The following is a 22,793-nucleotide window of genomic DNA, read 5'->3' as shown; positions in this document are numbered from 1 at the left end:
GTTCCCACAATGTTGCTGGGTCATCCTGTGCGCATGGCACAGCAGACCCCGCCAACCCGGTTGTTCGGCATCCGAGGCCCAGGACGGCCCCGGCAGGCGCCGTCCGTGGCACCTGTGATCGACCTGCAGGCCGAGTACCAGTTCTGGCACGTCTACGAACGCGTGGTCCGCCCGCTGCCCGGCGGTGGGCTGCGCCGGGCCTGGCTTGTGTGCCAGAAGGTGTACCGGGACCGGTGGCAGCACCCGCACGACAGCGACGAGGCGGCGTTGTCGCGGGTGTTGTTCGGCGGGAACATGACGGCTGGCCGGGCATCGGAGCTGGCGGAGCTGCACGCGCTGGTCAGCCGTCGGGTGGCGTCGCTGGCGAGGCGGGGACGGGTGCATTCGGCAGCCTGATGCCTGCCCTTGGTGGGGTCGACTGTTAGTCGACCGCTCTTCGCATCTACCTCTCAGAAGGCCGCGCTTCGCGCGAGAGTCGACCAACGGTCGACTCTACCAATAGCCAACCCGACCGGCATTTCTAAGGCTTTCCCCGGTCCAACTGCCGATAGCCGATCGCTTCAGCCAGATGCGCCGTCTGGATCACCTCGCAACCCGCCAGATCCGCAATCGTGCGCGCCACCCGCAGAATGCGGTGCATCGCACGTGCGGAAAGCTGCAGACGCTCGATGGCCTGCTCCAGCATGTCCTGATCGCCCTCGCTCAGTCGGGTACACGCCCGCAGCGCCGCTGGCGGGAGATGCGCATTGAGCCCGCCACGCGCCTGCTGCCGGGCATGGGCGGCTTCCACCCGTGCACGTACCGCAGCACTGGGCTCACCCAGTGGCGTGCTCTCCCGCAACTCCACGGCGTCCATACGCGCCACACTGATATGCAGGTCGATGCGGTCCAGCAGCGGGCCAGAAACCCGCGCACGGTAGCGGTTGATGCGCTCATCACTGCACAGGCAGCGGTTACTGCGGTCGCCGGCCCAGCCACAGGGGCAAGGATTCATCGCAGCCACCAGCTGGAAGCGCGCCGGGTACTGCACGCTGCGTGCCGCGCGGGCGATGCGGATGTGGCCGGATTCCAGCGGCTCTCGCAGGGTTTCCAACGCACTGCGGTTCCACTCTGGTAGCTCATCCAGGAACAGCACGCCGTGATGGGCCAGCGAGATCTCGCCGGGGCAGGGCGGATTGCCCCCACCCACCAGCGCCGCCGCACTCGCGCTGTGGTGCGGCGCCCGGAACGGACGCTGTCGCCAGCGCCGCGGGTCCAGCCCCTCACCGCTTACCGAGGCAATCGCGGCCAGCTGCAACGCCTCGGCTTCCTCGGTGTCCGGCAACAAGCTGGGCAGGCGTGACGCCAGCAATGTCTTGCCGCAGCCAGGGCTGCCGATCAACAACAGATGGTGCCCACCGGCAGCGGCCACTTCCAACGCGCGCCGTGCATGCGCCTGCCCGCGCACGTCGGCCAGATCGGGCAGTGGCAACGGCGTCGTGTTTACGCGCTCCACGGACGGCAACAGGCGCGGATTGCCCAACCCGGCGCAGCACTCCAGCAGCGTGCGCGCCACACGTACATCGGCGTGCTCGGCCAGGGCCGCCTCGGCGGCATTGCCCGGCGGCACCACCAGGATGCGCCCGGCATCAGCCGCCGCAATCGCCGCCGGCAGCGCGCCGGCCACCGGCCTCAGCTCGCCGGTCAGGCCCAGCTCGCCCAGGAACTCGTACTGCAGCAGCGATTGCGGATCGACCTGGCCGCTGGCCGCCAGAATGCCCAGCGCGATGGCCAGGTCGTAACGCCCACCTTCCTTAGGCAGATCGGCGGGCGCGAGGTTCAAGGTGATGCGCCGCTGCGGAAAGTCGAAGCGGGCGCAAAGAAGGGCGGCACGCACGCGCTCACGGGATTCACGCACGCTGGTCTCGGCCAGGCCGACAATCTGGGTGGCAGGCAGGCCACCGGAGAGATGCACTTCCACCCGCACCAGCGGGGCATCGACCCCGGCGCGGGCACGGCTGTGGACCAGCGCCAGGCTCATGTGTGGTTTCCTGCGGAGGGGCGCTTGATGGTGCGGCAGGCGTTCCGCGTGGGATATCGGGGATTTCAGGTGAAGCGGCTAGGGGGATTCCGGCAGACCGTTGGAGTGCGCCTGCGCGCGCTTCATAGCGGCCGGTGTCCGCGATCGAGTGTCGGAACTCAACCGATATGACGTGGAACAACGCCGGGGAATAGGCCGTTGCCGCTCGCCCGGGCCGGCCTTTCACCTCACTGGATCTGCGCCCGGGAGACTGCGGAAATCCAAGAAAATTCCCCATGAAGTGCTTTTCGTACAGGCATTTACATTTCACCAGAACTACACACATTTACTTGAAGGTAAGCAAAAGGGGCGCTAAAATTCACCCAACACACCCGCCAAGCCTCTGACGCGCTAGTTCGCGACATGCTCAAATTGGCGGGTTTTTTTTGCCTGCTGATTGGAGTCGGGATGACCCGCTACCGCAAACCGCCCCTGTCGATTCAGGAACAGTTGGATCTGCTCCAGCAGCGCGGGCTTGCCATTGGTGATACCGCCAATGCCAATCGATACCTGCAGCGTGTCGGCTACTATCGTCTTATGGGCTATCTCTACACACAGCGCATGCCCGGTAGCGACAGTTTCCGCGATCAAGCGACATTCGAAGAAGCGATAAGCCTCTATGAGTTCGATAGAGCGCTTAGAGACCTGGTGATGGAGGCCGTCGGCCATATCGAGGTCGCAACGCGGACCGTGCTCACGTACCACTTTGCGCATGCGAGCGGCGCCTTCGGCCATCTGGAAGCGTGTAATCTGACCTTCGCTGGACAGGAGCATGCAGATTGGCTGGATGGCGTCGAAAGTGAAGTGGTGCGCTCCAGGGAGACGTTCATTCGGCACTACCGGGACAAGTACACCTCACCGGCGTTTCCCAAAGTACCGGTTTGGATGGCAACGGAAGTCATGTCGCTGGGGTCGCTCTCCCGCCTCTACAAAGCGCTTCGTACCCGTGAGCAGAAAGCTGTTGCGGGTGAGATGGGCCTGGCAGCCCCCGTCTTCGCGAACTGGCTGCATGTCACCAGCGTGGCGCGAAACGTCGTTGCACATCACAGCAGGCTTTGGAACAAGGAGCTCGGTGTTTCGGCGGTTCGTCCTCGGTCGGCGGGATGGTCTGAACATGAGGCACCGTATGCGCCGAACCGCTCCTTCTTTCTGTTGCTCCTGCTTCGCAAACTTCTGGAAGCGACAACCGCTGATTCCAAGGATTGGCGTGAACGTGTCGATGCCCACCTCGCGGCTGGCCTGACGAACGAAGTTCGAGTGAAGAGCCTCGGGGCTGCGGCAGGATGGCAGGGGCACCGCCTGTGGCGCGGGTGAGACCAGGAGTCGCCTTTGCTGTCGAGAGAGCTTTCGGTGGCTTCGTGTTATGGATGGCCGGTCGGGGGGATTCTCGTCAATCGCGTTGCGGCGCCCCAAGTAGACACCGCTGCTCATCAGGCATCGCCCCATTGAAGCGCCCAAACCGTGCCTCAACCCACGAAGGCCCCGCACTTTCCACCAACAACCTTCCCCGGCTCTGGTGCAGATCCAGCCACCGCTCGAAGCTGATGCGCAGACGTTCGATGTCCGGCGCCCGCCAGCGTGCATCGGCGGGCATGCGGATCAGCACGCGCGAGGGCGCGTTCTCCACTTCCATCACCAGCACGCCCTTGCATCGGATCTCGAAGGATGTTGCGCTGGCATGGCGCGCGTGCAGTTCAAATCCCTCGTGGGCTTTCGCGCTCACGAAGCCGCGCGCATCACTGTGCAGCAGGCGGTAATCGGCCGGCTGCAGCTTCTGGTAGGCCCACACCTGATCGCCCGCGGGCTCGGGCCACTCCAGCCACATCGCTCCGATCACCGCGATGCACACCGCCGCAGCGGCAAGGCCGTGCTTCTTCATTCATCCCCCCGCAGACAGGCAGAAAAATGCGCGCCATAAGCGCGCTCAGTCCTTGGGTCGCATCCGCTCGTGGATGAAGGCGGTCAGCGCGAGATCGGCCATCACCAGCCCCTCCATCACCCGGTCGCCGACGTACTGCTCCGGCTCACCGTTCTGGCGCGTGCGCTCGGCCGCCAGCAGGATCTCCTGCACGATGCGCTGGCCGGTGAGCGCGCAGCCGGCGTCGGACAACTGCATCTGTCGGCTGCGTAGATGGTGCCGCTCGGGCCAGGGCTGGCCGTCGGCCGCAGCGCCCGCGCCGATGGCGTGCAGGATGGCGATGAGGCTGTTGGGATCCAGGGCTGGCGCGGCCGAGGGCACTTGCTGGATGTGGCGCGGGGTTGGGGAGTGCGGTTTGGTCATGGCGGGCTCCGTGCAAGCAGGCGGACGCCGCCACCGATAAAGGTGGCGGGCAGAGCGTGGCTCGAAAACCGGATGTTGGGAACCGGCGGGTACAGGACCCCCACGCCCCGCCCGCCATAGCCGGCAGACGGATTGCCAGCCGGCACCACGCGCGGTGGTGCCGGCTGGCAAGCGCAAACTACTTCCCAACAAAACGGGCTTTCGAGTCCCGACCACCGATGCACGGTGGCGCAGTAACGATTACCTGCTGTTGTTCGGAATGCCAACGGGTAGGGGTCAATGCCGCCAAAACCCGAGACGTTTTTGGCATTGTCGCATAGCGAGGAAAGCGGCGAGAGCCTTGGCGTGCTTGGCGCAGCGGCACTTCTGGGACGGAGTCGTCAGAACCTTCCGCCAGAGACGCAGGGAGCGGCAAATGCGACAGCATTGGTCCGACGGTCGCTGATGGATGCCACGTATTTCGCCTCTATGCGTGAGTGACTTTCTGCCTATTGACCCCGCGGGGCGCCACGCAGAATCTGACTACCGCTGTAGTCACTCAGAACTGTTCTGCCCGCAGCAGGAAGGTTCTGCGGCGTTTGAACGGACTCCACCCACTGGCGCAGGCCGCTACAAGGATCACTGTACGTGTTACGCCGCAATCGACTTCTTCTGTCTGCGGGTCTGCTCCCGCTCCCGTGGTTCCTGTTCTGGACCAGCGTTGCCGCCGTGTTCGCGCCGGGCTACAACCCGCTTGCACAGCACGCCAGCGAGCTGCTGCAGGCGCCGACGCTTGCAAGCATCGGCGCCAGGATCGCCGCCATCGGCTCTGGCGTAGGCTTCGTGGCGTTCTCCATCGGGGTATGGCGGGAGTCCGGTCGCCGGATTGCCGTAGGCGCGATCTGCTGGATGGTATTTGGCATCTCCATGCTGACCAACGGGCTCTGGCCCATGGGCCATCCGATGCACGGCTTTTACACCATCGGTATCGCCAACATCATTGCACCGGCGATGTCGCACATCGAACTGAGCGCGTGGTCTGCCAACCGAAGGGCGTACGCCGTGACTGCTATGGTGAGCATCGCGAGCATCGTCTATCTCTGGTTGAACGTGGTGGGGGCGGATCCGGAAGGCTTCCGGGGGCTGACACAGCGCCTGTTCTCGTCGATCAACTCGCTGTGGCCGTTCCTGGTTGCACTGTATCTGCTGCGAAGGGGTTCAAGCGCGTTGAAGGCGGAGCCTGCGCATTGATGCTGGCACCTCGGTGGCAAGAGCGGAAGGGGCGCGCGCCTTCTGCTATAAGTAGGGCAACCGCGCCCAGAGGGCCTTTTGGAAGATTGTGGGCTCATGGAGTTGTACTGGCGCTTGTTCACCAGTTGCACATCGCAGCAGGCGGCTGTCAAGGTCGCGGCGCGGATGTTTGAGCAAGCAGGTCTTGAAGTCAGCAATCTCCACGCCGAGCCATATCACAAGGGCGGCTTCGTGGTGAGTGCCTGCTCCCGTCATGCTGCGCAATCGTGGCCTGAGTTTGTGGTTCTTGCCCTGGCTTCGGCACAGTGCACCGGCCGCGGATGGCTCCTGAGTGGTTCAATTGCGGAAGAGCTGGATGCTTGGTCCAGCCATTCCTTGGTTTCCGGTGTTTCGTCTATCCATATCCAGACAGAAGGGCGGGAGTGACGAATCGCTGGAGTAGATGCCTGGTTCCGGCATGGAACTGCTCTAGAGACCACGGCCGCTAGCCGGTTATCATCTTGCGGTAGCGCGGCAAGAGTCGAGCTTGAGAATCTTGCATCGCCTATCCAGCCGGCCTGACGGGGCTCACACTTTCGTGTCGGTGCTCCACGATATGGAAGGCTCTTGCGATTGATGCCCGCTCTTGGCTGAATGCAAACGTGCCGGCGCCAGACAACGCGACCCGGAATGCTAGAGGCCGCTCTCGATCCGAAGCGGACGTTCGTCCCCTTCAGCCCTACGCGACACCTGCCAGTCCAGTGATTCGTCTACCTGAGGTTCTTGGTTCTCAATGATCGATTTGCCTTGTCCATCGTGTGGCTTCCTGACCCTGGAAGACGTCTACGGGTCCCACGCCATATGTCCGATCTGCAACTGGGAGGATGACGGAGTGCAACTTGCCAACCCCACATCCACCGGCGGAGCCAACGGCGAGTCTCTGGCGCAAGCGCAGCAGAATGCTCTTTCCAGTTTCCCCCTTGGCGTCGAGGTCGCAAGCGGCTTTCGCCGCGGATCTGGCTGGCGCCCTTTGTCCCGCACAGAAATTGGGCACTACGAAGCTTTAAGGGGCGGCAAACACTGGCACAGCAAGGGGGTCTCGCACGAGAGGGAGGCCTACTGGTCGAGCTTGGGCGCTCTATCGATCTGAAGCCACTTTGCGGCTCAACTCATGACGTTCACGAATTTCTACCCCTGGCCGAGAGCGGACATTGGCTCGCGCAGGGCACTTCCTGTGGATCACTGACCAGCCAGCGACCCGTAGCGGACATGGCCCAGGTGTCCTGAACGTGGAATTGGCGAGGCGTCTGATTCTATGCCTGGGTCCGGCCATGCGCCAGCTTGATGGCCGAACCCAGCCGCCCTAGGATCGCGCTGTATCAGGCGAAAGCACGCCGCATGGTGCTTTGTGGGCAGGTCGGCCGTAATCTGACATCAACGATGCCGACGCACTGGATTCCAATGGCCGCATTCGATCATTCCCTGGTAACCCTCCGATTCTTCGGAGACGACCTCCTGCCCGAAGAAGTCAGTGCCTTGCTCGGGGCGACCCCGACCGCTTCGCATCACAAGGGCCAGGAACTCAGAGGCAACCAATCAGGTACCCTGCGCATCGCCAGGACTGGCAGCTGGCAACTTGATGCGGAGCGTCGTGAGCCTGAAGATCTGGACGCTCAGATCTTCGAAATCCTCGATCAGCTCACCGGCGATCTCGCCGTATGGCAGTCTCTGGCACGCTTCCGACCTGATCTGTTCTGCGGTCTTTTCATGGGCAGCAGCAACGGTGGTGTCTCGCTTTCGCCTCGCGCGCTGCTCGCCTTGGGTGAGCGCGGCATTGAGCTCGGGCTGGACATCTATGAAGCCGATGAAGAGGTGTGCAACGCCCAACGCCAGTAGGTCATCAATTGATGATCTCCCCACTGCCCGAAGCAACAAACGCCTTCAACTGCCGAACGAACTCCGAGTCATACAGCTCCCACTCCACAATCTCGCCCACCACCCGCAACGGCTCTGCACTCCGATACGACCGCGTCGGGTTGCCGGGAAACTTCTTGTTGGTCACGTTCGGATCGTCCTCGAACGGCCCGGTGGGCTCCACCACATACACGCGCGGTCGCCCTTCACCGCGGGCCATCTCCGCAGCCAACCCGGCGCCCTTGGCAATCGTGGTGAAGTAGATGTGGTTCATCACCACACTGTCGCGATAGTTGGAGCGGAAGCCCGCGCTGAGCAGCTCGCCCACCGCCAGATCAGCGCGGGTGCCGTGATAGAACGGCCCGGCGATCTGGTCGCAGGTGTCATGCGAAACGGGTGTCCATTCGGTGTCCTGCGCCATCGGCACTGCCCCTGCGTGTCCTGCCGGATCGACAGGCCGGCGAGTCTAGGGCGCCCGGTGGGCCTTGCTGCAAGGCCCCATCCGGGAAATAATCTGCAAACGGGAGGCGCAGTGCGCCTCCCTTTTTTCATTCTGCGGCGCCGCGCCCTTCCAGCTCGCGCACGGCGGTTTCCAGCGCATCCAGCTTCTGGCGGGTCTTCAGCAGCACGGCGCGCTGCACTTCGAACTCCTCGCGGGTGACCAGGTCCAGCTTGGCCAGGCCGGCCTGCAGCGCGCTCTTGAAGGTGGCCTGCAGTTCCTCGCGCGATTCGCGCAGGCCCGGCGGCACCAGGTCGCTGAGGCGACGGGCGAGGTCATCGATTTGGTTCAGGTCGATCATGGGGAGGGGGCCGTGGGGTAACAGCCGGTTCGATCTTCAGCCCGCCGAGTTAAACCACGCATGAAACCTTGTGATGGCTTCCTCAGTCCATTCCCTAGGACTTTTCGAGCACCAAGGCAGTGGCTGGCGGGGCTTGTTAGGAAAAGGGCTACAGGTCATTGACCGGGCGTACGATGCGCGCAACAGGATTTCGACGCTAACGTTCCCCGATGGGAACGGAAGCCAGACTTGGAGTTACGCCGCAGATGGGCTTCCAACACAGGTAGTCACGCTCGCCAATACCAATCAGAAGGGGACAGTCACTGTCGATCTCAGCAAGGTCGACAGCCCAAAGACGGGGGTGCAGGTGATCGCCCAAGAAGATCAGCACGATATTGATACGGCGGAGCGTGGACGCGCCGCAGCCACCAGTGATGAGATTCGTGCCACAGAGCGGAGTGCTTACGGCACGGAGGCGGTTGTTGCTAAAGGCCTTGGGATCAACATCAGCAAGGGTGAACAGGCCAAGGGGGGAGGGTTCTGTTGCAAACTGGGAAGCGCGTCAGCCCAAGACCGAGAAGGACAAATGACTATGAAATCTGCGTCATTGGTGCCCATGCTGGGCCTGCTGCTATCTGCATATGCCAGTGTAGGGGCGGCAGCGGTAAAAGACGATCCTCATGAAGAAGTGCTGTGTGCCATCACTAAGAATCCCGGCAAATATGATCGGGATGAGGTCGTGTTGTCAGCTCGATATGTAACGGATAACCGCCACGAAGAGGTTCTGCGCAACTCCCGCTGTAGCGATGGCGCACGAATCCTCGATATCGGCAAGCATGGGGCCGCCAGTTCGGTCGCACGTTTTTACGCCGAACAGAAGCGCATATGCCTGGAGCGTAACAGTCCTGGCCTGTGCAATGTCTCTGCCAGCGTGCAGGTGTCCGGCCGGATTCGGCTGACGCAGGATCGTGCCGTGTTCGATCTCGAGGACGTGAGGCACTTCGCGTTTGACGATGAGCGGTAGTCTGCTTTTCGCCTCGCTGTCTGGCGAAAGTGGCGTCAACTCAAATCTGATGTCGAGCGCCTTTCCAGCTCACGCACGGTCGCTTCCAGTGCATCCAACTTCTCGCGGGTCTTCAACAACACAGCACGCTGCACTTCAAACTCTTCGCGCGTCACCAGGTCCAGTTTGGCCAGCCCCGCCTGCAGCGCGCTCTTGAAGGTGGCCTGCAGTTCCTCGCGCGACTCGCGCAGGCCCGGCGGCACCAGGTCGCTGAGGCGACGGGCGAGGTCATCGATTTGGTTCAGGTCGATCATGGGGTGCTCCGTGGGGGTGGGCCCGTGCATCCGGCGCGGGCAGGCCGTTCGCACACAAGGATACTGCTGGCACCCACTGCCCGGACAGGCCGCAGCGGCTTCGCACGGGCCACGTTCAGGCGCTATCCTCCACGCCGGAAGACAGGAGATAGACGATGAAGATGGTCATGGCGGTGATCAAGCCGTTCAAGCTCGACGACGTGCGCGAAGCACTGGCCGAGCGTGGGGTTACCGGCATCACGGTGACGGAAGTGAAGGGCTTTGGTCGCCAGAAGGGCCATACCGAGCTGTACCGTGGCGCGGAGTATGTGGTCGATTTCCTGCCGAAGGTGAAGCTGGAAGTGGCGGTGACCGATGATCAGGTGGAGGCGGTGGTTGAGGCGATCGTGAAGGCCGCCGGCACCGGCAAGATCGGTGACGGCAAGGTGTTCGTGTACGACCTGGGCAGCGTGGTGCGTATTCGCACCGGTGAGCTGGACGCGGACGCGTTGTAAGCCGTTTGGCGGGATGTTGTAGAGCCGAGCCGATGCTCGGCTGCATTTCGCGCGATGCAGGAACAGCAGCCGAGCGCGGGCTCGGCTCTACAAAGAGCGGTAACGCGGTCGAGCGAGCTCGACCTCTACCGCCGCTTGGCCCACTTGTAGAACCGCTTCCAGCCCTGGCGCACCGCGGCGACCCAGCCCGGGTCGGCCACCAGCGCGGCCTGCACGGCACTCGGAGCCTGGCCGGTCACGCGCTGGCGCATCTTCAGCAGGTTCTTCATGTCGCTGCGGCTGAGCTGGCGGCTGAGTGGGTTGCGGCGCAGCCAGCGCGGTACGCGCCAGGCCGAGGTGAAGTCCAGCAGCACCGGCACGCCTCCGCTCACCACCACGTTGGTGCCATGCAGGTCGTTGTGGGTGATGCCGGCGGCGTGCAGGCGGCTGAGCGCGTGCTGCAGCTGCTCGAACACTTCATTGCCGACGGCCTGCGCGGTGCTGAGCGTCTGGCCGGGGATGAACTCCATGCCCAGCGCCAGGCCGCCCAGGGTGCCGAGCAGTGCGGGGGCATGCTTCCAGCCGCCGAGGCGCTGCAGCATGCGTGCTTCACGGCGCACCATCAGCCGCGCGATCAGCGAAACGGGGGTGCCGCGGTAGCGGGAGTAGTCCTTGATGACCGCCTCGCGCCCGTCCAGGCAGGTGCGGTAGACATCCGGGGCCAGGAAACGCTCGCCGCGCTTGAGCAGCAGCGGGGAGGCGGCGTCATCGCCGCAGGAAGAGGATGGCAGGGCAGGAAGGTGCATGTCGGGGTCTCGGACGACCCGGTGGGTGGCGCAAAGCGTCAAGCGAACCGGTGTTACAGGGAGTTACTAAGTTTTCGTTAATTTTAGTACTCGCCAGTTCGCTATTCCACGATTTGTCGGAGAAATGTCGGGGCCGTGGCTGGAACAGTTCGTCGCGCAGAATCGGACAATTCTGTCTCACTTATTCCAGTTGGCCTTTAGTATCAACCGCTTGCGCGCTCAGCCCTGCGCCTCGTCCACAACCGGCTGAACGCGGCGCACGGGCAACTTGACCCCGGCGCACGGCCTGCCGACCATAAGCTGTTAGCCCGCGACATCGGCGGCCGCCCCCCTCCGGCACGTCCCCGTCCCCTGCCGCGTTCCCCACCGGTGCTGGCCGCCTGGCCGTGCATCGCCCCGTTTCCCGTTCCGGCCGCGGCTGGAGGAAAGTGCTTTGATCATCAAAATCGTCATTGCAGCGCTGTTCGTGGCCTGCGTGCTGTACATCCACTTCCGTGGCAAGGTCCGCGCGCGCTGGTCGCGCCAGCTGCTGGACCACTCCAGTTTCATGGCCCCGATCAACGTGGTCATGTACATGTTCTCGAAGGTGCCGACCACGCCGTTCCTGGACCCGGGCAAGGAGTTCCCGCAGCTGGAGCCGCTGCGCCAGAACTGGCAGATGATCCGCGACGAGGCGCTGGCGCTGCGCGACGCGCAGAAGATCGCCGCCTCCAGCACGTTCAACGATGCCGGCTTCAATTCGTTCTTCCGTCGTGGCTGGAAGCGCTTCTACCTGAAGTGGTACGGCCCGTCGCACCCGTCGGCGAAGACGCTGTGCCCGAAGACCACGGCGCTGATCGAGTCGATCCCGGATGTGCGTGCGGCGATGTTCGCGCAGCTGCCGCCGGGCAGTGAGCTGCGCCCGCACCGCGACCCGTTCGCCGGCTCGCTGCGCCTGCACCTGGGCCTGAGCACGCCCAACGACGATGCCTGCTACATCGAAGTGGACGGCATCAAGAAGAGCTGGCGCGACGGCGAGTGGATGATGTTCGACGAGACCTACATCCACCATGCGCACAACGAGACCCAGCAGGACCGCGTGATCCTGTTCTGCGACATCGCCCGCCCGCTGCGCTTCGGCCTGCCGGGGCTGTTCAACCGCGCGGTGGCGGCCACGCTGCTGGCCGGCGGCGCCTCGCCCAACCTGCCGGGTGACCCAACCGGTGGCGTCAACAAGGCATTCGGCAGCGTCTACAAGGTGCGCCTGAAGGCCAAGGCACTGCGCGAGCGCAGCGTGGTGGCCTACCAGCTGATCAAGTGGGGCCTGGTGGTGGCGGTGATCGCGGGTATCTGGGCGCTGTAACTGTAGAGCCGAGCCCATGCTCGGCTTGGTTTACCGCAACCTGTCCGAAGAGCAGCCGAGCGTGGGCTCGGCTCTACAGAAAGCAGAAAACCCGCGCTGTTGCCAGCGCGGGTTTTTGTTTGGATCAACCCTTCAATGCCGCCTGCACGAACGGCGGGGTCACCAGCACGCCGGTGTGCAGCGCGGCGGTGTAGTACAGGGTGTTGAAGGTCTTGGCGGCCGAGTCGGCCTGGCGGAAGTCGAAGCTGCTGTCGCCCTTGCGCGCCATGGTCACGCTCCACCAGCCGGTGGGGTAGCACGGCTGCGGGAACGGCAGGGTCTTGAACGAACCGAAGCCGGCCTTGCCCATCTCGGTGCGCATTTCGTTGATCAGCGCCAGCTGCATCAGCGGCGACTCGGACTGCTGCACCAGGATGCCGTCGTCCTTCAGGGCCTTGAAGCAGCTCTCGTAGAAGGCCTTGTTGAACAGGCCCTCACCCGGGCCGACCGGGTCGGTCGAGTCCACGATCACCACGTCCACGCTGCCGGCCGGGCAGTTGGCCATGTAGGCCACGCCGTCGTCGAACAGCAGCTCGGCGCGGGCGTCGTCGTTGGAGTCGCACAGTTCCGGGAAGTGCTTGCGCGCCATCACGGTGACCTGCTCGTCGATATCGCACTGGGTCACGCTCTCCACGCCGGTGTGCTTGAGCACTTCGCGCAGGGTGCCGCAGTCGCCGCCACCGATGATCACCACGCGCTTGGGCGCGGCGTGGGTGAACAGCACCGGGTGGCTGATCATCTCGTGGTAGAAGAAGTTGTCCTTGCTGGTCAGCATGATGGCCCCGTCGATGGTCATCAGGTTGCCCCAGTCGGTGGTCTGGAAGATCTCGATCTTCTGGAACGGCGACTGCACCTCGTCCAGCTTGCCGGTGATGCGGTAGCCGATGGCCGAGCCGGTGCGTTCGAAGTGTTCGATGTACCAGTTGTTGCTGTCAGTCATGGGAAAACAGTCCTGTTCGGAGGGGTGGAGCCGGGCTGGCGGGCGGGGCCGCGTGGCACAGATGCCACATCCGGACGGATCGGCCCGTTCAGGTTGGAACCTGTCACGGGCGCGGGCGCGCATGATAACGAACCTGTGGGCACATAGGCGTTATCATGCCCCCCCTTTTATTGCCAACAAGGCCGACTGAAATGACCGATTGGTCCCTCGACCAAGCCCGCAAGACCTACTCGATCCCGCATTGGGCGGACGGTTACTTCGACGTGGATCAGGCCGGGCACATGGTGGTGAGACCGACCGGGGCGGACGGCCCGGTGGTGTCGCTGCCCAAGGTGGTCGACGCGGCGCGGGCGGCGGGCGCCAAGCTGCCGCTGCTGGTGCGCTTCCCGGACATCCTCGGCCAGCGCCTGGGCAAGCTGCAGGCGGCCTTCGCCCAGGCCCAGCAGGACTGGGAGTACAGCGGCGGCTACACCGCCGTGTACCCGATCAAGGTCAACCAGACCCGCGGCGTGGCCGGCACCCTGGCCAGCCACCACGGCGAGGGCTTCGGCCTGGAAGCGGGCAGCAAGCCCGAGCTGATGGCCGTGCTGGCGCTGTCGCGCCCGGGCGGGCTGATCGTCTGCAACGGCTACAAGGACCGCGAGTACATCCGCCTGGCCCTGATCGGCCGCAAGCTGGGCCTGCAGACCTTCATCGTCATCGAGAAGCCGTCCGAGCTGAAGCTGGTGCTGGAAGAGTCCAAGTCGCTGGACGTGAAGCCTGGCCTGGGCGTGCGCATGCGCCTGGCCTCGCTGGGCGCCGGCAAGTGGCAGAACAGCGGTGGCGACAAGGCCAAGTTCGGCCTGTCGCCGCGCCAGCTGCTGGACCTGTGGAAGTCGCTGCGTGACACCGAGTACGCCGACTGCCTGAACCTGCTGCACTTCCACATGGGCTCGCAGATCTCCAACGTGCGCGACATCGCCAACGGCATGCGCGAAGCCACCCGCTACTTCGTGGAGCTGTCGCGCCTGGGCGCGAAGATCACCCACGTCGATGTGGGCGGTGGCCTGGGCGTGGACTATGAAGGCACCCGTTCGCGCAGCTTCTGCTCGATCAACTACGGCCTGCATTCCTACGCCAGCAACATCGTGCAGCCGCTGGCCAATGCCTGCGAAGAGTTCGGCCTGACCCCGCCGCGCATCGTCACCGAGTGCGGCCGCGCGATGACCGCGCACCACGCGGTGCTGATCGCCAATGTGTCGGAAGTGGAAGAAGCGCAGGAAGGCCGCGTGCCGGACCAGCACGACGACGAGCCGGCGGCGATCCGCCACCTGCGCGAGATCCACGACGAGCTGGACGTGCGCCCGGCGGTGGAGCTGTTCCAGGAAGCGCAGCATTTCCATGCCGAAGGCCTGGCCAGCTACGCGCTGGGCCAGATCGACCTGCCGCAGCGCGCGCGCATCGACGATCTGTTCTACGCCATCGCCCACGGCGTGCGTGCGCGCCTGAGCTATGACGAGAAGAGCCATCGCCCGGTACTGGATGAACTGAACGAGCGCCTGGTCGACAAGTATTTCGTCAACTTCAGCGTGTTCGAATCGATCCCGGACGTGTGGGCGATCGACCAGGTGTTCCCGATCGTGCCGATCGAGCGCCTGGATGAAACCCCGGACCGCCGCGGCATCATCGCCGACATGACCTGCGATTCGGACGGCATGGTGGAAACCTATGTCGAGAACGAGAGCCTGGACAGCTCGCTGCCGCTGCACAAGATGAAGCCGGGCGAGAGCTACCGCATCGGCTTCTTCATGGTCGGCGCCTACCAGGAAATCCTGGGCGACATCCACAACCTGTTCGGCGATACCGACGCGGTGGAAGTGCTGGCCGATGCCGATGGCTATGCCATCACCCAGCAGCGCCGTGGCGATACCACCGACGTGATGCTGGACTACGTGGGTTACCGCCTGGACGAACTGCGGGCGACCTATGCGCAGCGCGTGGCTGCAGCGCAGCTGTCGCCGGAACGCGCGCAGGAACTGTCCGAAGCGTTGGAAGCCGGCCTGACCGGTTACACCTACCTGTCTGACGAACCGCTGGTCTGATGGAGAGCGCCGGGCTTGCCCGGCGCTACCGTTGCGATGAGCGCGCGCGCGATCTTCCACCTGTTCCTGCATGCCGCCGTGCCAGCGTTGCTGGCATGGCTGTTCTGGCGCAAACGCTTCGCCTCGGCGTGGCTGCTGCTGTTGCTGGGCTGGATCATCGACCTGGACCACCTGTTGGCCGACCCGATCTATGCACCGAACCGCTGCAGCATTGGTTTCCATCCGCTGCACACCGCACCGGCCATCGCGGTCTATGCGGGCCTGTGCGTACCGAGGAAAACGCGGTTGTTCGGCATCGGTCTGATCATCCACATCGTGCTGGACGCAATTGATTGCTGGTGGATGCATCACCGTTGATGCTTGATGCACGGCGACCGGTCGGATTGGCGCTTGGTAGAGCCGGCCGCTGGCCGGCTTGCGCAAGACGTTCCCGGTGACCACGTGGTTGCCGGCCAGCGGCCGGCACTACCCACCGTTGGGTTGGCCGCGTCACCCCACCGGCAGCCACAACGTCGCGCGTAGGCCCGGCTGTACATTCTCCAGCGCCACGCGTCCGCCATAACTGGCGGCGATATCGCCCACGATCGCCAGCCCCAATCCACTGCTGCCCACGCGCTCATCCAGCCGCACGCCACGCTGGGTGACCCGTTGCAGGGCGTCTGCGGCCAGGCCGGGGCCGTCGTCGCGGACCTCAATGCGCAACTGGCCGTCGTCGGCTTCCGCGCTGACCTGGACCTGCCGCTGTGCCCAGCGCCCGGCATTGTCCAGCAGGTTGCCCAGCATCTCCTCCAAGTCCGCACTGGCACCGGCGAACTGCAGCGCCGGTTCGATACCGGCCGCCGTGAACGTGATGCCACGTTCGCCATGCACGCGTGCCATCAGCCGGCACATCGCCTGAGCGACGGCCGCCACGCCGGTCCGCTGGCGATGGTCGGCGGCCAGTCCTGCAGCCAGGTAACGGTCGACACTGGCCTGCATACGCGCACTCTGCTCGCGCACGGTGGCCCGCCAGTGCGCGCCATCGCCGTCGGCTTCGGTGGCCAGTACGCTCAGCGGGGTTTTCAGCGCATGCGCCAGATCCTGTGCACTGGTGCGTGCGCGCGCGACCATGCGTTGCTGGTGGTCCAGCAGCGCGTTGAGTTCTTCCCCCAGCGGTGCGACTTCCGCGCCCAGCCCTTGGGTTTCGATGCGCTGCGCATCGCCGCGCCGTACCCGTTCCAGCTGCGCACCGAGGCGATGCAGTGGGCGCAGGCCGAAGTGCACCTGGCTGGCCAGCACCGCCAGCCAGGCGGCGACCAGCACGCCCAGCGCGATGGCGGTGCGCTTGCGGAATGCAGCGACATCCGCATCCAACGCACTGCGATCAGTGGCAACCACGGCCACGAACGGTTCGCTGGCGCGCGGCAGGCGCACCTGCTGCACGCGTGCGCGCAGGGATTGCTGCAGCGGCCCGGGCAGGTTGCGGGTGGTCGGCCCGGCAACCGGCGCCGGCAGGGTTTCATCCCACAGCGAGCGTGACTGCAGCAGCACGCGGCCATCGGCACCGGCGATCTGCCAGTAGGCACCGGAGAACACGCGCTGGAAGCGTGCGTCATTGGGTTCCTGGCGCAGGCGCAGCTGTCCGTCCGCATCCACTTCGGCCTGCGCCAGCAGGGTCAGCATGTCCTGCTGCAGTTCGTGGTCGAGGCGGTCGCGCGCGCTGCGCTTGAACAGCTCGCCCAGCAACGCGCTGGCCAGCAGCGAGACCAGCAGCAGGCCGACGCCGCCGGCCAGCAGCAGGCGCCGTCGCAGCGATGGTTGCCGGCTCACGGCGCGGCCAGCCGCCAGCCCTGGCCGCGCACGGTCTGGATCAGGTCGATGCCGAGCTTGCGTCGCACGCGTCCGAGCAGCACGTCCAGTGCATTGGAGTCCGGGTCGTGGCCACCGTCGAACACCTGATCGCCCAGCCGGTCGCGGCCGATCACCTGTCCGCTGTGATGGATGAAGTAGCTGAGCAGGCGGAACTCCTGCGGACTGAGCGGCAGCGCCTGCCCATCCAGCTCAAAGCGGCCGGCGTTGACGTCCAGCTGCAGCGGGCCGCAGTGCAGGCGCGGGCTGGCGTGGCCATGGCTGCGACGGATCAGTGCACGCAGCCGCAGCACCAGTTCGTCGGCCTGGAACGGTTTGGTCAGGTAGTCGTCGGCGCCGGCATCGAAGCCAGCCAGCTTGTCGTGCCAGCGCGCCCGCGCGGTCAGCACCAGCACCGGAAAGCTGCGGCCATTGCCGCGCCAGCGCTCGATCATGCTCAGTCCGTCCAGCCCGGGCAGGCCCAAGTCGACGATGGCGGCCTGCAGGTCTTCGACCTGGCCGATCTCCTCGGCCTCGCGGCCGTCAGCGACCACCGCCACCACATAGCCGGCCTGTTCCAGCAGGGGCACCAGGCGCTGTGCCAGTGCGGCATCGTCTTCGGCCAACAGGATGCGCATCAGTCGTCGAGCTCCGTCTTCAGCAGCTTTCCGCTGCGCGCATCATAGTCCAGCTCCACTACTACGCCGTCGCCGCGCAGGATCTCCACTTCGTAGACGCCGTCGTCCAGCTCCACTTCCAGGAGCTGGCCCGGGTAGCGCTTGAGCGCATCGCGCACCACGCTTTCCAGCGGCACGTAGCGGCCCTGCTGCACGGCACGGCGCGCGACCTGCTGCGCCGGGTCCTGTACGGGCGCAGCGGCGATCGGGGAGCCGGCCAGGGCCAGCAGCAGGGGCAGGGTGGGAAGCATGCGGGTGCAGAAAGAAAGAAGGAGGGGTTCAGGCGCGAGTGTGCCGGGGATGACTAACAGCCGGCTAACAGCCACGGCTAAGGCGCTGTTAACCGAGGCATGCATCGTGGCGTTGCCGGGATGGTCCGGCCACGAACACGAACAGGAGAACCCCCATGTTGAAGTCGCTCACCCTCGCCACCGTTGCCCTGCTGGCCATTGCACCGGCCGCACAGGCCGCACCGCTGGGCATGGCCCAGGTCGAACAGACCCTGCGCAAGGCCGGCTACACCCAGATCCACGAGATCGAACGCGATGACGGCCTGTGGGAAGCCGACGTGAGCCGCGCCGATGGCCGCTTCAGCGAAGTCTACGTGGACCCGAAGACCGGCGAGATCTTCGATGAGCACAGCGGCCGCGCGCTGCTGACCACCGAGCAGGTGCTGGCACGGGCGCAGTCGCATGGCCTGCGCGAGATCCATTCGCTGGAACGCGATGGGGCGACCTGGTCGCTGGAAGCCCGCAATGCCCGCAACCAGAAGGTGGAGGTGCGCCTGAGCGGTTACGACGGCCGCATCCTGCACAGCGAGCGCGATGGCTGGCTGGATTGATTCGCGCGCGGGCAGGTGCCGGCCGCTGGCCGGCAATCTCGTGATCGTTGTGCTCCGCAATCCTTGTCGTCGAAAAGTCGCAATGATTGACCTGGACTCTCGCGAGCAACTATGCGGCGCGAACCGTGCTCCTCGCTACAGAGTCATCCTGAGTAGAAGCCGAAACCATAGGACAGGAACCAGAACATGACCGCGCCATTGTAGATCCCATGCAACAATGCGCGCTGTAAGAGGCCGAACCTATGCTTCAGGGTGAGCCAGCTTAAAGTGAGCGAGAAGATAAACGCAGGGACAGCCATATCGCCGTGCGCCCACGCAAATATTGTTGAGACAATCAAGGTGGCAAGTATTCGAGGCGACACTAACCTCGAGAGCCAAGGCGGTGTAACGCCCTCGATACCCCTTAGTGCCAAGTGTCTCGCCAATTTTTCCTCAAAAAGTGGTGAAACAACCGCAGTCCCCAAAAATCCAGCAACTATGTCAAGGCGATTTAAGCTTTGAGGATCTGGAAAGGAAAAGCTCTTGGCTTCGGGGAGCGCGAAAAATACAAGCCACATGGCAAAGAATACTGCGGCGCCAGCTAATGCGATGCAGACTACTGCTACTGACCAAGGTCTGTGCGGCTCGCTAGGAAACAGCGCAACCAAGAGAGAGAACGCTGCCGCCTCAGTTACGATTTTGGCGCCATACATGCCGGCATCGGCTAAGAACATTCCAATAAAGCTCACGGCTACCCAGCTAACAGCTGCATAGATCAGGAAGTTCTCTGGGGTGGGTAGCGGCTTCCGCATTCGATCCTTGGATGGCAAACACTAAGAGAATGCCCCCGGTTGAATCGAGCCGGGGGCATTTGCGTCACCTTGCCATCAGGTTGTAAAGGTCGTACAGATCGCCAAGATAGGCAATGCCGCTGAACGGTGCAAACTGATCGTAGCGCCCTCTGCAGGTGTTGTGTCAAGGTTGAATATCGAGGAGGGCGACCATGTTCGTGTTCAGGATGGACTGCTGACAGTGAATGTTCCAAGAGTCACGTCTTCCGGTCGCGATTCTGTGTCTACCTTGCTCGATGCCCAGAAGAGCCGAATCGCAAGCGTAAGCGCAATCAGTGAGTTCCAGGATAGACAGTTTGCAGTCCAGCTGGACGGCGCCAAAGCGCAGCGTAGCGAGATGTTGCGGGAGCTAGCTCAGATTGAGTCTGAGATAAAAAGGCGCGGCGAGCAGGTTAGGATCGGTCGCGAAACGGTGTCTCGCTACAGAAGCGTGGAAGATCAGCGTTATGTGAGTCTCGTTCAGATCAACCAGCAAGAGCAATCAACACTTGAGATGGTCAACGCACAGCAGGCGCTCCAACGCCAGGCGACGTCAATTCGTAGGAGTCTGACTGAACTGGAGCAGCGCCTTGCGGAGATTCCACAGCAGAGGCTGTCGACCAAGGCCGCGTCTGAGCGTGACTTGGCGGCGCTGCGCCAGGAGGCCATTCGGATGGAGGCCGACGGTGAGCTCCTACTTCGGGCCCCCGTAGCTGGACTCGTCGCGAATCGTCTGGTTGAAGCTGGTCAGGCGGTGCAGGCCGGTCGAGCGATTCTCAGCCTGTTACCTGAAGGGTCTAAGCTGAGAGCGCAGCTGCTTGTCCCGAGTTCCGCAATAGGCTTCGTAAAGGTGGGTGATCGAGTTCTACTGAGGTACCAAGCGTATCCATACCAAAAGTTCGGTACTCATGAGGGGACCGTAATTCGTATATCCAGAAGCGCACTGTTGAAAGGCAAGGACAGCAGCGATCCAAACCAATCCCTCTATCGTGTCCTCGTTTCGCTGGACCGCCAGGACGTTCTAGCATATGGAAATCGGGAGCCGCTGCGTCCTGGCATGCAGCTTGAGGCGGACATCATGGGGGAGCGCCGAAGGCTCTATGAGTGGTTGCTTGAGCCACTCTACTCTGTCACGGGAAAATTTGGAGAATAGCCGCTGCGTGCTGCGTTCTCCTGGGGTTGCCCTCACCCCGGGCCCAGACTCGGGAAGGGGCGGGTTCCCCTAAACATGCCATGTTGCTGATCATAGACTTCACTGACTTTCGTTGGAGCGAAAATCCTGACTGGTTGATCTGGCAATTCGGCAGTGCGATCGGACGGCAGATCTATCGGCTAGCCCTTATTGGCAGCCTTCCGCTTAATCAACGGATGGCGCCGCCCCTGCTGCCCCTTTTTTTGCCTGCGCTTACACATCTGCGCCGTGGCTCTTGGCGGCGGCGTTAGGCTCGCTCGTAGTTCAATGGGCGCCGTTCCTGCCGCAGCCTCGGGTCATTCGGCGGTCGGCACTACAGTGCGGTTGCCGCCCAGGCATGTGCAGCGGTAGCAGCCGACCTTGGTCGGCTCAGGCCTGGCGCGGGGCTTACCAGCCGTACGGCGGCGGGTAGTCCCAATAGCCCGGGCCGCGGCCGTAGTAGCCGCCATACGGGCCGAAGAAGCCCGGGCCCTTGCCCTCGCTCACATGGATGTTGAGGTTGACCCCGTGGGTCTTGCCCTCATCGGTGGTGTAGTTCTTGCTCAAATTCAGCGTGGCCGCGTTGTAGTGGCTGTTGCCGCCGTTCTTGGAATAGCCGATGCCAGTGGTGAAGCTGCCCGACACCTTGACCTTGTCGTCGGTGACGTCGGCGATCTTGGCGTCGTCGTGCACGCGTGGGCCGCTCTTGTCACCGTAATAGGTGCCGGGCGGGTCCTGCTGCAGGGCCGGGTCGTTGAGGTAGCGCAGCGGCGCCTGCGGCAGCGTCAGGTCCAGGCCGGCAGCCTGCGGCGCGGTAGCGCCAGCGGCGGACTGGGCCAGCACGGTTCCCGGCAGGGCCAGGCACAGCAGCAGGGTCAGGGGGCGGATCATGACGGCGCTCCAGCGGACAGGTGGCCGCGCAACACGCGGCGGTACAGGCCGACGCTAGCAGGGGTTGCTTGAATGATGCCTGTCGGCGCCCGCTTGCGGTAGAGCCAGGCCATGCCTGACTGCACGCTACAACCGTTCGAACCCGAACAGCCCTTCCAGCGCATGCCTGCGCCGCTCGATCCGGGCCCGCAGCAGCTGGGCGCCGATCATCGAATAAGTGATGCCGTTGCCGCCGTAGGCCATGGCGAAATGGACCCGCGGGCCCCACTGCGCGTGCGGGCCGAAGAAGGGCAGGCCGTCGGCGGTTTCGGCGAAGGTGCCGGCCCAGGAAAAGGCGGGCACCGGGTCCAGCTGCGGGAACCAGTGCAGCAGCTGATCCATCAGCTTTTCGGCCTTGCGCTGCACGCGCCGGTCGCGCCGCGCCGGGATATCGATGGCGTCGTCCAGCCCACCCACCAGCAGGCGGCGGTCGCCGGTGGCGCGCAGGTACAGGTACGGGCGTGCGCTCTCCCACACCATCGTGCGCTGCAGCCGGCCCAGCGTGTCCGCATCGATCGGGTCGGTGATGAAGGCGTAGCTGCTGCGGTTGCGCGCGACCCGCTGTTCAAGCCAACGCTGGTTGGCGTAGCCCATGGCCAGGACCACGTGGCGAGCACGGACCGTGGCGCCGGCCTCGGTCATCGCGGTTACGCCCGGCGCGCCAGGCCTGAGCGTGTGCAGCACGGTGCGGTCGTGCACATGGCCGCCGCGGCGGCGCACTCGTTTGAGCAGGCCGTAGGTGAGGCAGTAGGGATCGACCCGCGCTGCCTGGCGGGTCAGCAGGGCGCCGCCGGCGTCCACGTCGAAGCGTTCGCGCAGGGCTTCGCGGTCCAGCCAACGCGCGTCCAGTCCAATATCACGGCGTGCAGCTCCTTCGGCCATCAGTCGCGGCACGTCGCGCCGCCGGCTGGCCAGGTACAGGCTGTCCATTTGGCGGAAGTCCACCTCCTTCAGCCCGCGTGCCACTTCAGCCAGTGCCGGAATCGCGTCGGCACAGGCAAGGTAGGCCAGGGCGGCGGCATCCTTGCCATAGCGCTCGGCCAGTTCCAGCAGATGGGTATCGATCTCGTACTGCAGCAGCGCGGTGCTGGCCGCCGTGCTGCCCCAGCCGATGTCGCGCTGCTCGATCACCGCCACCTCGTGGCCGTGGGCGGACAGTTCGTCGGCGATCAGCGCACCGGTGATGCCGCCACCGACCACCAGCACGTCGCAGCGCAGATCCTGCTCCAGCGGGGGAAAGGCCTGCAGCAGCCCGTTGCGCACTGCCCACCATGGGTAGCCACTTTTCAGATCCATGC

The 22,793-nt window shown here is 64.3% G+C and carries 27 protein-coding genes; 13 read left to right on the top strand and 14 right to left on the bottom strand.

What is annotated here, in order from left to right; translation table 11 throughout:
• Positions 1-9: 9 nt before the first annotated feature.
• Entirely contained in the window at positions 10-396 is a 387-nt protein-coding gene (locus ACSDHM_RS17645; protein WP_088497376.1) for a hypothetical protein, read from the top strand.
• A 124-nt stretch (positions 397-520) separates the two neighbouring features.
• On the opposite strand, the gene ACSDHM_RS17640 is transcribed toward ACSDHM_RS17645, so the two are convergent.
• Positions 521-2,020 carry a YifB family Mg chelatase-like AAA ATPase gene (locus ACSDHM_RS17640; protein WP_188240544.1) on the bottom strand — a complete coding sequence of 500 codons (1,500 nt, stop codon included), beginning with the start codon at positions 2,018-2,020 and terminating at the stop codon, positions 521-523.
• Between the two features lie 447 nt (positions 2,021-2,467).
• Between ACSDHM_RS17640 and ACSDHM_RS17635 the strand changes: the two genes are divergently transcribed.
• The gene (locus tag ACSDHM_RS17635; protein ID WP_151354896.1) at positions 2,468-3,373 is read left to right on the top strand and encodes an Abi family protein; all 906 of its coding nucleotides are present in this window, start codon (positions 2,468-2,470) and stop codon (positions 3,371-3,373) included.
• Positions 3,374-3,449: 76 nt separating this feature from the next.
• Here ACSDHM_RS17635 and ACSDHM_RS17630 read toward each other — a convergent pair whose 3' ends face one another.
• Positions 3,450-3,938 carry a cold-shock protein gene (locus ACSDHM_RS17630; protein WP_151354890.1) on the bottom strand — a complete coding sequence of 163 codons (489 nt, stop codon included), beginning with the start codon at positions 3,936-3,938 and terminating at the stop codon, positions 3,450-3,452.
• 45 nt (positions 3,939-3,983) lie between these two features.
• Complete coding sequence (locus ACSDHM_RS17625) at positions 3,984-4,340, bottom strand: hypothetical protein (RefSeq protein ID WP_439426455.1); 357 nt, start codon at positions 4,338-4,340, stop codon at positions 3,984-3,986.
• A gap of 627 nt (positions 4,341-4,967) precedes the next feature.
• Between ACSDHM_RS17625 and ACSDHM_RS17620 the strand changes: the two genes are divergently transcribed.
• The 4 genes from ACSDHM_RS17620 to ACSDHM_RS17605 all read left to right on the top strand — a co-directional run bounded on the left by ACSDHM_RS17620 (position 4,968) and on the right by ACSDHM_RS17605 (position 7,445).
• Entirely contained in the window at positions 4,968-5,570 is a 603-nt protein-coding gene (locus ACSDHM_RS17620; RefSeq protein WP_439426454.1) for a DUF998 domain-containing protein, read from the top strand.
• A 96-nt stretch (positions 5,571-5,666) separates the two neighbouring features.
• On the top strand, positions 5,667-5,996 hold the full coding sequence (locus tag ACSDHM_RS17615; RefSeq protein WP_088497371.1) for a hypothetical protein: 330 nt from the start codon (positions 5,667-5,669) through the stop codon (positions 5,994-5,996).
• A 346-nt stretch (positions 5,997-6,342) separates the two neighbouring features.
• Positions 6,343-6,699: a CPCC family cysteine-rich protein gene (locus ACSDHM_RS17610; protein ID WP_439426453.1), complete on the top strand. Its 357-nt coding sequence runs from the start codon at positions 6,343-6,345 to the stop codon at positions 6,697-6,699.
• A 311-nt stretch (positions 6,700-7,010) separates the two neighbouring features.
• Positions 7,011-7,445, top strand: a complete 435-nt coding sequence (locus ACSDHM_RS17605) for a DUF4279 domain-containing protein (RefSeq protein WP_088497370.1) — start codon at positions 7,011-7,013, stop codon at positions 7,443-7,445.
• A gap of 4 nt (positions 7,446-7,449) precedes the next feature.
• Here ACSDHM_RS17605 and arr read toward each other — a convergent pair whose 3' ends face one another.
• Together arr and ubiK (ACSDHM_RS17595) are read right to left on the bottom strand one after the other, a co-directional pair.
• The gene (gene arr, locus ACSDHM_RS17600; protein ID WP_227836808.1) at positions 7,450-7,884 is read right to left on the bottom strand and encodes an NAD(+)--rifampin ADP-ribosyltransferase; all 435 of its coding nucleotides are present in this window, start codon (positions 7,882-7,884) and stop codon (positions 7,450-7,452) included.
• A gap of 127 nt (positions 7,885-8,011) precedes the next feature.
• Positions 8,012-8,263, bottom strand: a complete 252-nt coding sequence (ubiK, locus tag ACSDHM_RS17595; protein ID WP_005419983.1) for a ubiquinone biosynthesis accessory factor UbiK — start codon at positions 8,261-8,263, stop codon at positions 8,012-8,014.
• Between the two features lie 73 nt (positions 8,264-8,336).
• Between ubiK (ACSDHM_RS17595) and ACSDHM_RS17590 the strand changes: the two genes are divergently transcribed.
• Positions 8,337-9,266 (top strand): hypothetical protein, encoded by a 930-nt coding sequence (locus ACSDHM_RS17590; protein ID WP_227836809.1) that lies wholly within the window; start codon positions 8,337-8,339, stop codon positions 9,264-9,266.
• Between the two features lie 35 nt (positions 9,267-9,301).
• Here ACSDHM_RS17590 and ubiK (ACSDHM_RS17585) read toward each other — a convergent pair whose 3' ends face one another.
• Positions 9,302-9,559, bottom strand: a complete 258-nt coding sequence (ubiK, locus tag ACSDHM_RS17585) for a ubiquinone biosynthesis accessory factor UbiK (RefSeq protein ID WP_069138732.1) — start codon at positions 9,557-9,559, stop codon at positions 9,302-9,304.
• 155 nt (positions 9,560-9,714) lie between these two features.
• Here ubiK (ACSDHM_RS17585) and ACSDHM_RS17580 point away from each other — a divergent pair, with 155 nt between their 5' ends.
• The gene (locus ACSDHM_RS17580; RefSeq protein ID WP_005411374.1) at positions 9,715-10,053 is read left to right on the top strand and encodes a P-II family nitrogen regulator; all 339 of its coding nucleotides are present in this window, start codon (positions 9,715-9,717) and stop codon (positions 10,051-10,053) included.
• Positions 10,054-10,178: 125 nt separating this feature from the next.
• Here ACSDHM_RS17580 and ACSDHM_RS17575 read toward each other — a convergent pair whose 3' ends face one another.
• Positions 10,179-10,838: an RIO1 family regulatory kinase/ATPase domain-containing protein gene (locus tag ACSDHM_RS17575; RefSeq protein WP_111201370.1), complete on the bottom strand. Its 660-nt coding sequence runs from the start codon at positions 10,836-10,838 to the stop codon at positions 10,179-10,181.
• A gap of 436 nt (positions 10,839-11,274) precedes the next feature.
• Between ACSDHM_RS17575 and ACSDHM_RS17570 the strand changes: the two genes are divergently transcribed.
• A complete protein-coding gene (locus ACSDHM_RS17570) occupies positions 11,275-12,180 on the top strand; it encodes an aspartyl/asparaginyl beta-hydroxylase domain-containing protein (RefSeq protein WP_032954620.1) in 906 nt (301 codons plus the stop codon).
• Between the two features lie 124 nt (positions 12,181-12,304).
• On the opposite strand, the gene speE is transcribed toward ACSDHM_RS17570, so the two are convergent.
• Entirely contained in the window at positions 12,305-13,159 is an 855-nt protein-coding gene (gene speE / locus ACSDHM_RS17565) for a polyamine aminopropyltransferase (protein WP_072167936.1), read from the bottom strand.
• A gap of 191 nt (positions 13,160-13,350) precedes the next feature.
• Here speE and speA point away from each other — a divergent pair, with 191 nt between their 5' ends.
• Together speA and ACSDHM_RS17555 are read left to right on the top strand one after the other, a co-directional pair.
• Positions 13,351-15,240: an arginine decarboxylase gene (gene speA, locus ACSDHM_RS17560; RefSeq protein WP_088497367.1), complete on the top strand. Its 1,890-nt coding sequence runs from the start codon at positions 13,351-13,353 to the stop codon at positions 15,238-15,240.
• Between the two features lie 36 nt (positions 15,241-15,276).
• The gene (locus ACSDHM_RS17555; protein WP_072167935.1) at positions 15,277-15,597 is read left to right on the top strand and encodes a DUF6122 family protein; all 321 of its coding nucleotides are present in this window, start codon (positions 15,277-15,279) and stop codon (positions 15,595-15,597) included.
• Between the two features lie 132 nt (positions 15,598-15,729).
• Here the strand turns inward: ACSDHM_RS17555 and ACSDHM_RS17550 are convergent, their stop codons facing one another.
• Genes ACSDHM_RS17550 through ACSDHM_RS17540 form a run of 3 tightly spaced genes read right to left on the bottom strand, consistent with a single transcriptional unit; the run spans position 15,730 to position 17,995 of the window.
• A complete protein-coding gene (locus ACSDHM_RS17550; protein ID WP_334271136.1) occupies positions 15,730-17,049 on the bottom strand; it encodes a sensor histidine kinase in 1,320 nt (439 codons plus the stop codon).
• Entirely contained in the window at positions 17,046-17,705 is a 660-nt protein-coding gene (locus tag ACSDHM_RS17545; RefSeq protein ID WP_072167932.1) for a response regulator transcription factor, read from the bottom strand. Before ACSDHM_RS17545 ends, ACSDHM_RS17550 begins: the two co-directional genes overlap by 4 nt.
• Positions 17,705-17,995 carry a PepSY domain-containing protein gene (locus tag ACSDHM_RS17540; RefSeq protein WP_072167931.1) on the bottom strand — a complete coding sequence of 97 codons (291 nt, stop codon included), beginning with the start codon at positions 17,993-17,995 and terminating at the stop codon, positions 17,705-17,707. Before ACSDHM_RS17540 ends, ACSDHM_RS17545 begins: the two co-directional genes overlap by 1 nt.
• A gap of 155 nt (positions 17,996-18,150) precedes the next feature.
• Here ACSDHM_RS17540 and ACSDHM_RS17535 point away from each other — a divergent pair, with 155 nt between their 5' ends.
• Positions 18,151-18,585 carry a PepSY domain-containing protein gene (locus tag ACSDHM_RS17535; RefSeq protein WP_072167930.1) on the top strand — a complete coding sequence of 145 codons (435 nt, stop codon included), beginning with the start codon at positions 18,151-18,153 and terminating at the stop codon, positions 18,583-18,585.
• A gap of 143 nt (positions 18,586-18,728) precedes the next feature.
• Here the strand turns inward: ACSDHM_RS17535 and ACSDHM_RS17530 are convergent, their stop codons facing one another.
• The gene (locus ACSDHM_RS17530; protein ID WP_227836812.1) at positions 18,729-19,376 is read right to left on the bottom strand and encodes a CPBP family glutamic-type intramembrane protease; all 648 of its coding nucleotides are present in this window, start codon (positions 19,374-19,376) and stop codon (positions 18,729-18,731) included.
• A 169-nt stretch (positions 19,377-19,545) separates the two neighbouring features.
• On the opposite strand from ACSDHM_RS17530, the gene ACSDHM_RS17525 reads away from it, so the two are divergent.
• Entirely contained in the window at positions 19,546-20,547 is a 1,002-nt protein-coding gene (locus tag ACSDHM_RS17525; RefSeq protein WP_227836813.1) for an HlyD family secretion protein, read from the top strand.
• A gap of 426 nt (positions 20,548-20,973) precedes the next feature.
• Here the strand turns inward: ACSDHM_RS17525 and ACSDHM_RS17520 are convergent, their stop codons facing one another.
• Together ACSDHM_RS17520 and ACSDHM_RS17515 are read right to left on the bottom strand one after the other, a co-directional pair.
• The gene (locus ACSDHM_RS17520; protein WP_061480247.1) at positions 20,974-21,456 is read right to left on the bottom strand and encodes a hypothetical protein; all 483 of its coding nucleotides are present in this window, start codon (positions 21,454-21,456) and stop codon (positions 20,974-20,976) included.
• A gap of 126 nt (positions 21,457-21,582) precedes the next feature.
• Positions 21,583-22,791, bottom strand: coding sequence for an NAD(P)/FAD-dependent oxidoreductase (locus ACSDHM_RS17515; RefSeq protein ID WP_439426452.1), 1,209 nt, complete (start codon positions 22,789-22,791; stop codon positions 21,583-21,585).
• Between the last annotated feature and the right edge of the window lie 2 nt (positions 22,792-22,793).

The sequence above is a fragment of the Stenotrophomonas sp. T8 genome, assembly GCF_051853085.1.
GTDB lineage: Bacteria > Pseudomonadota > Gammaproteobacteria > Xanthomonadales > Xanthomonadaceae > Stenotrophomonas > Stenotrophomonas sepilia.
Note: the sequence above shows the minus strand (reverse complement) of the source record. Positions and strands in the feature narration are given on the sequence as shown.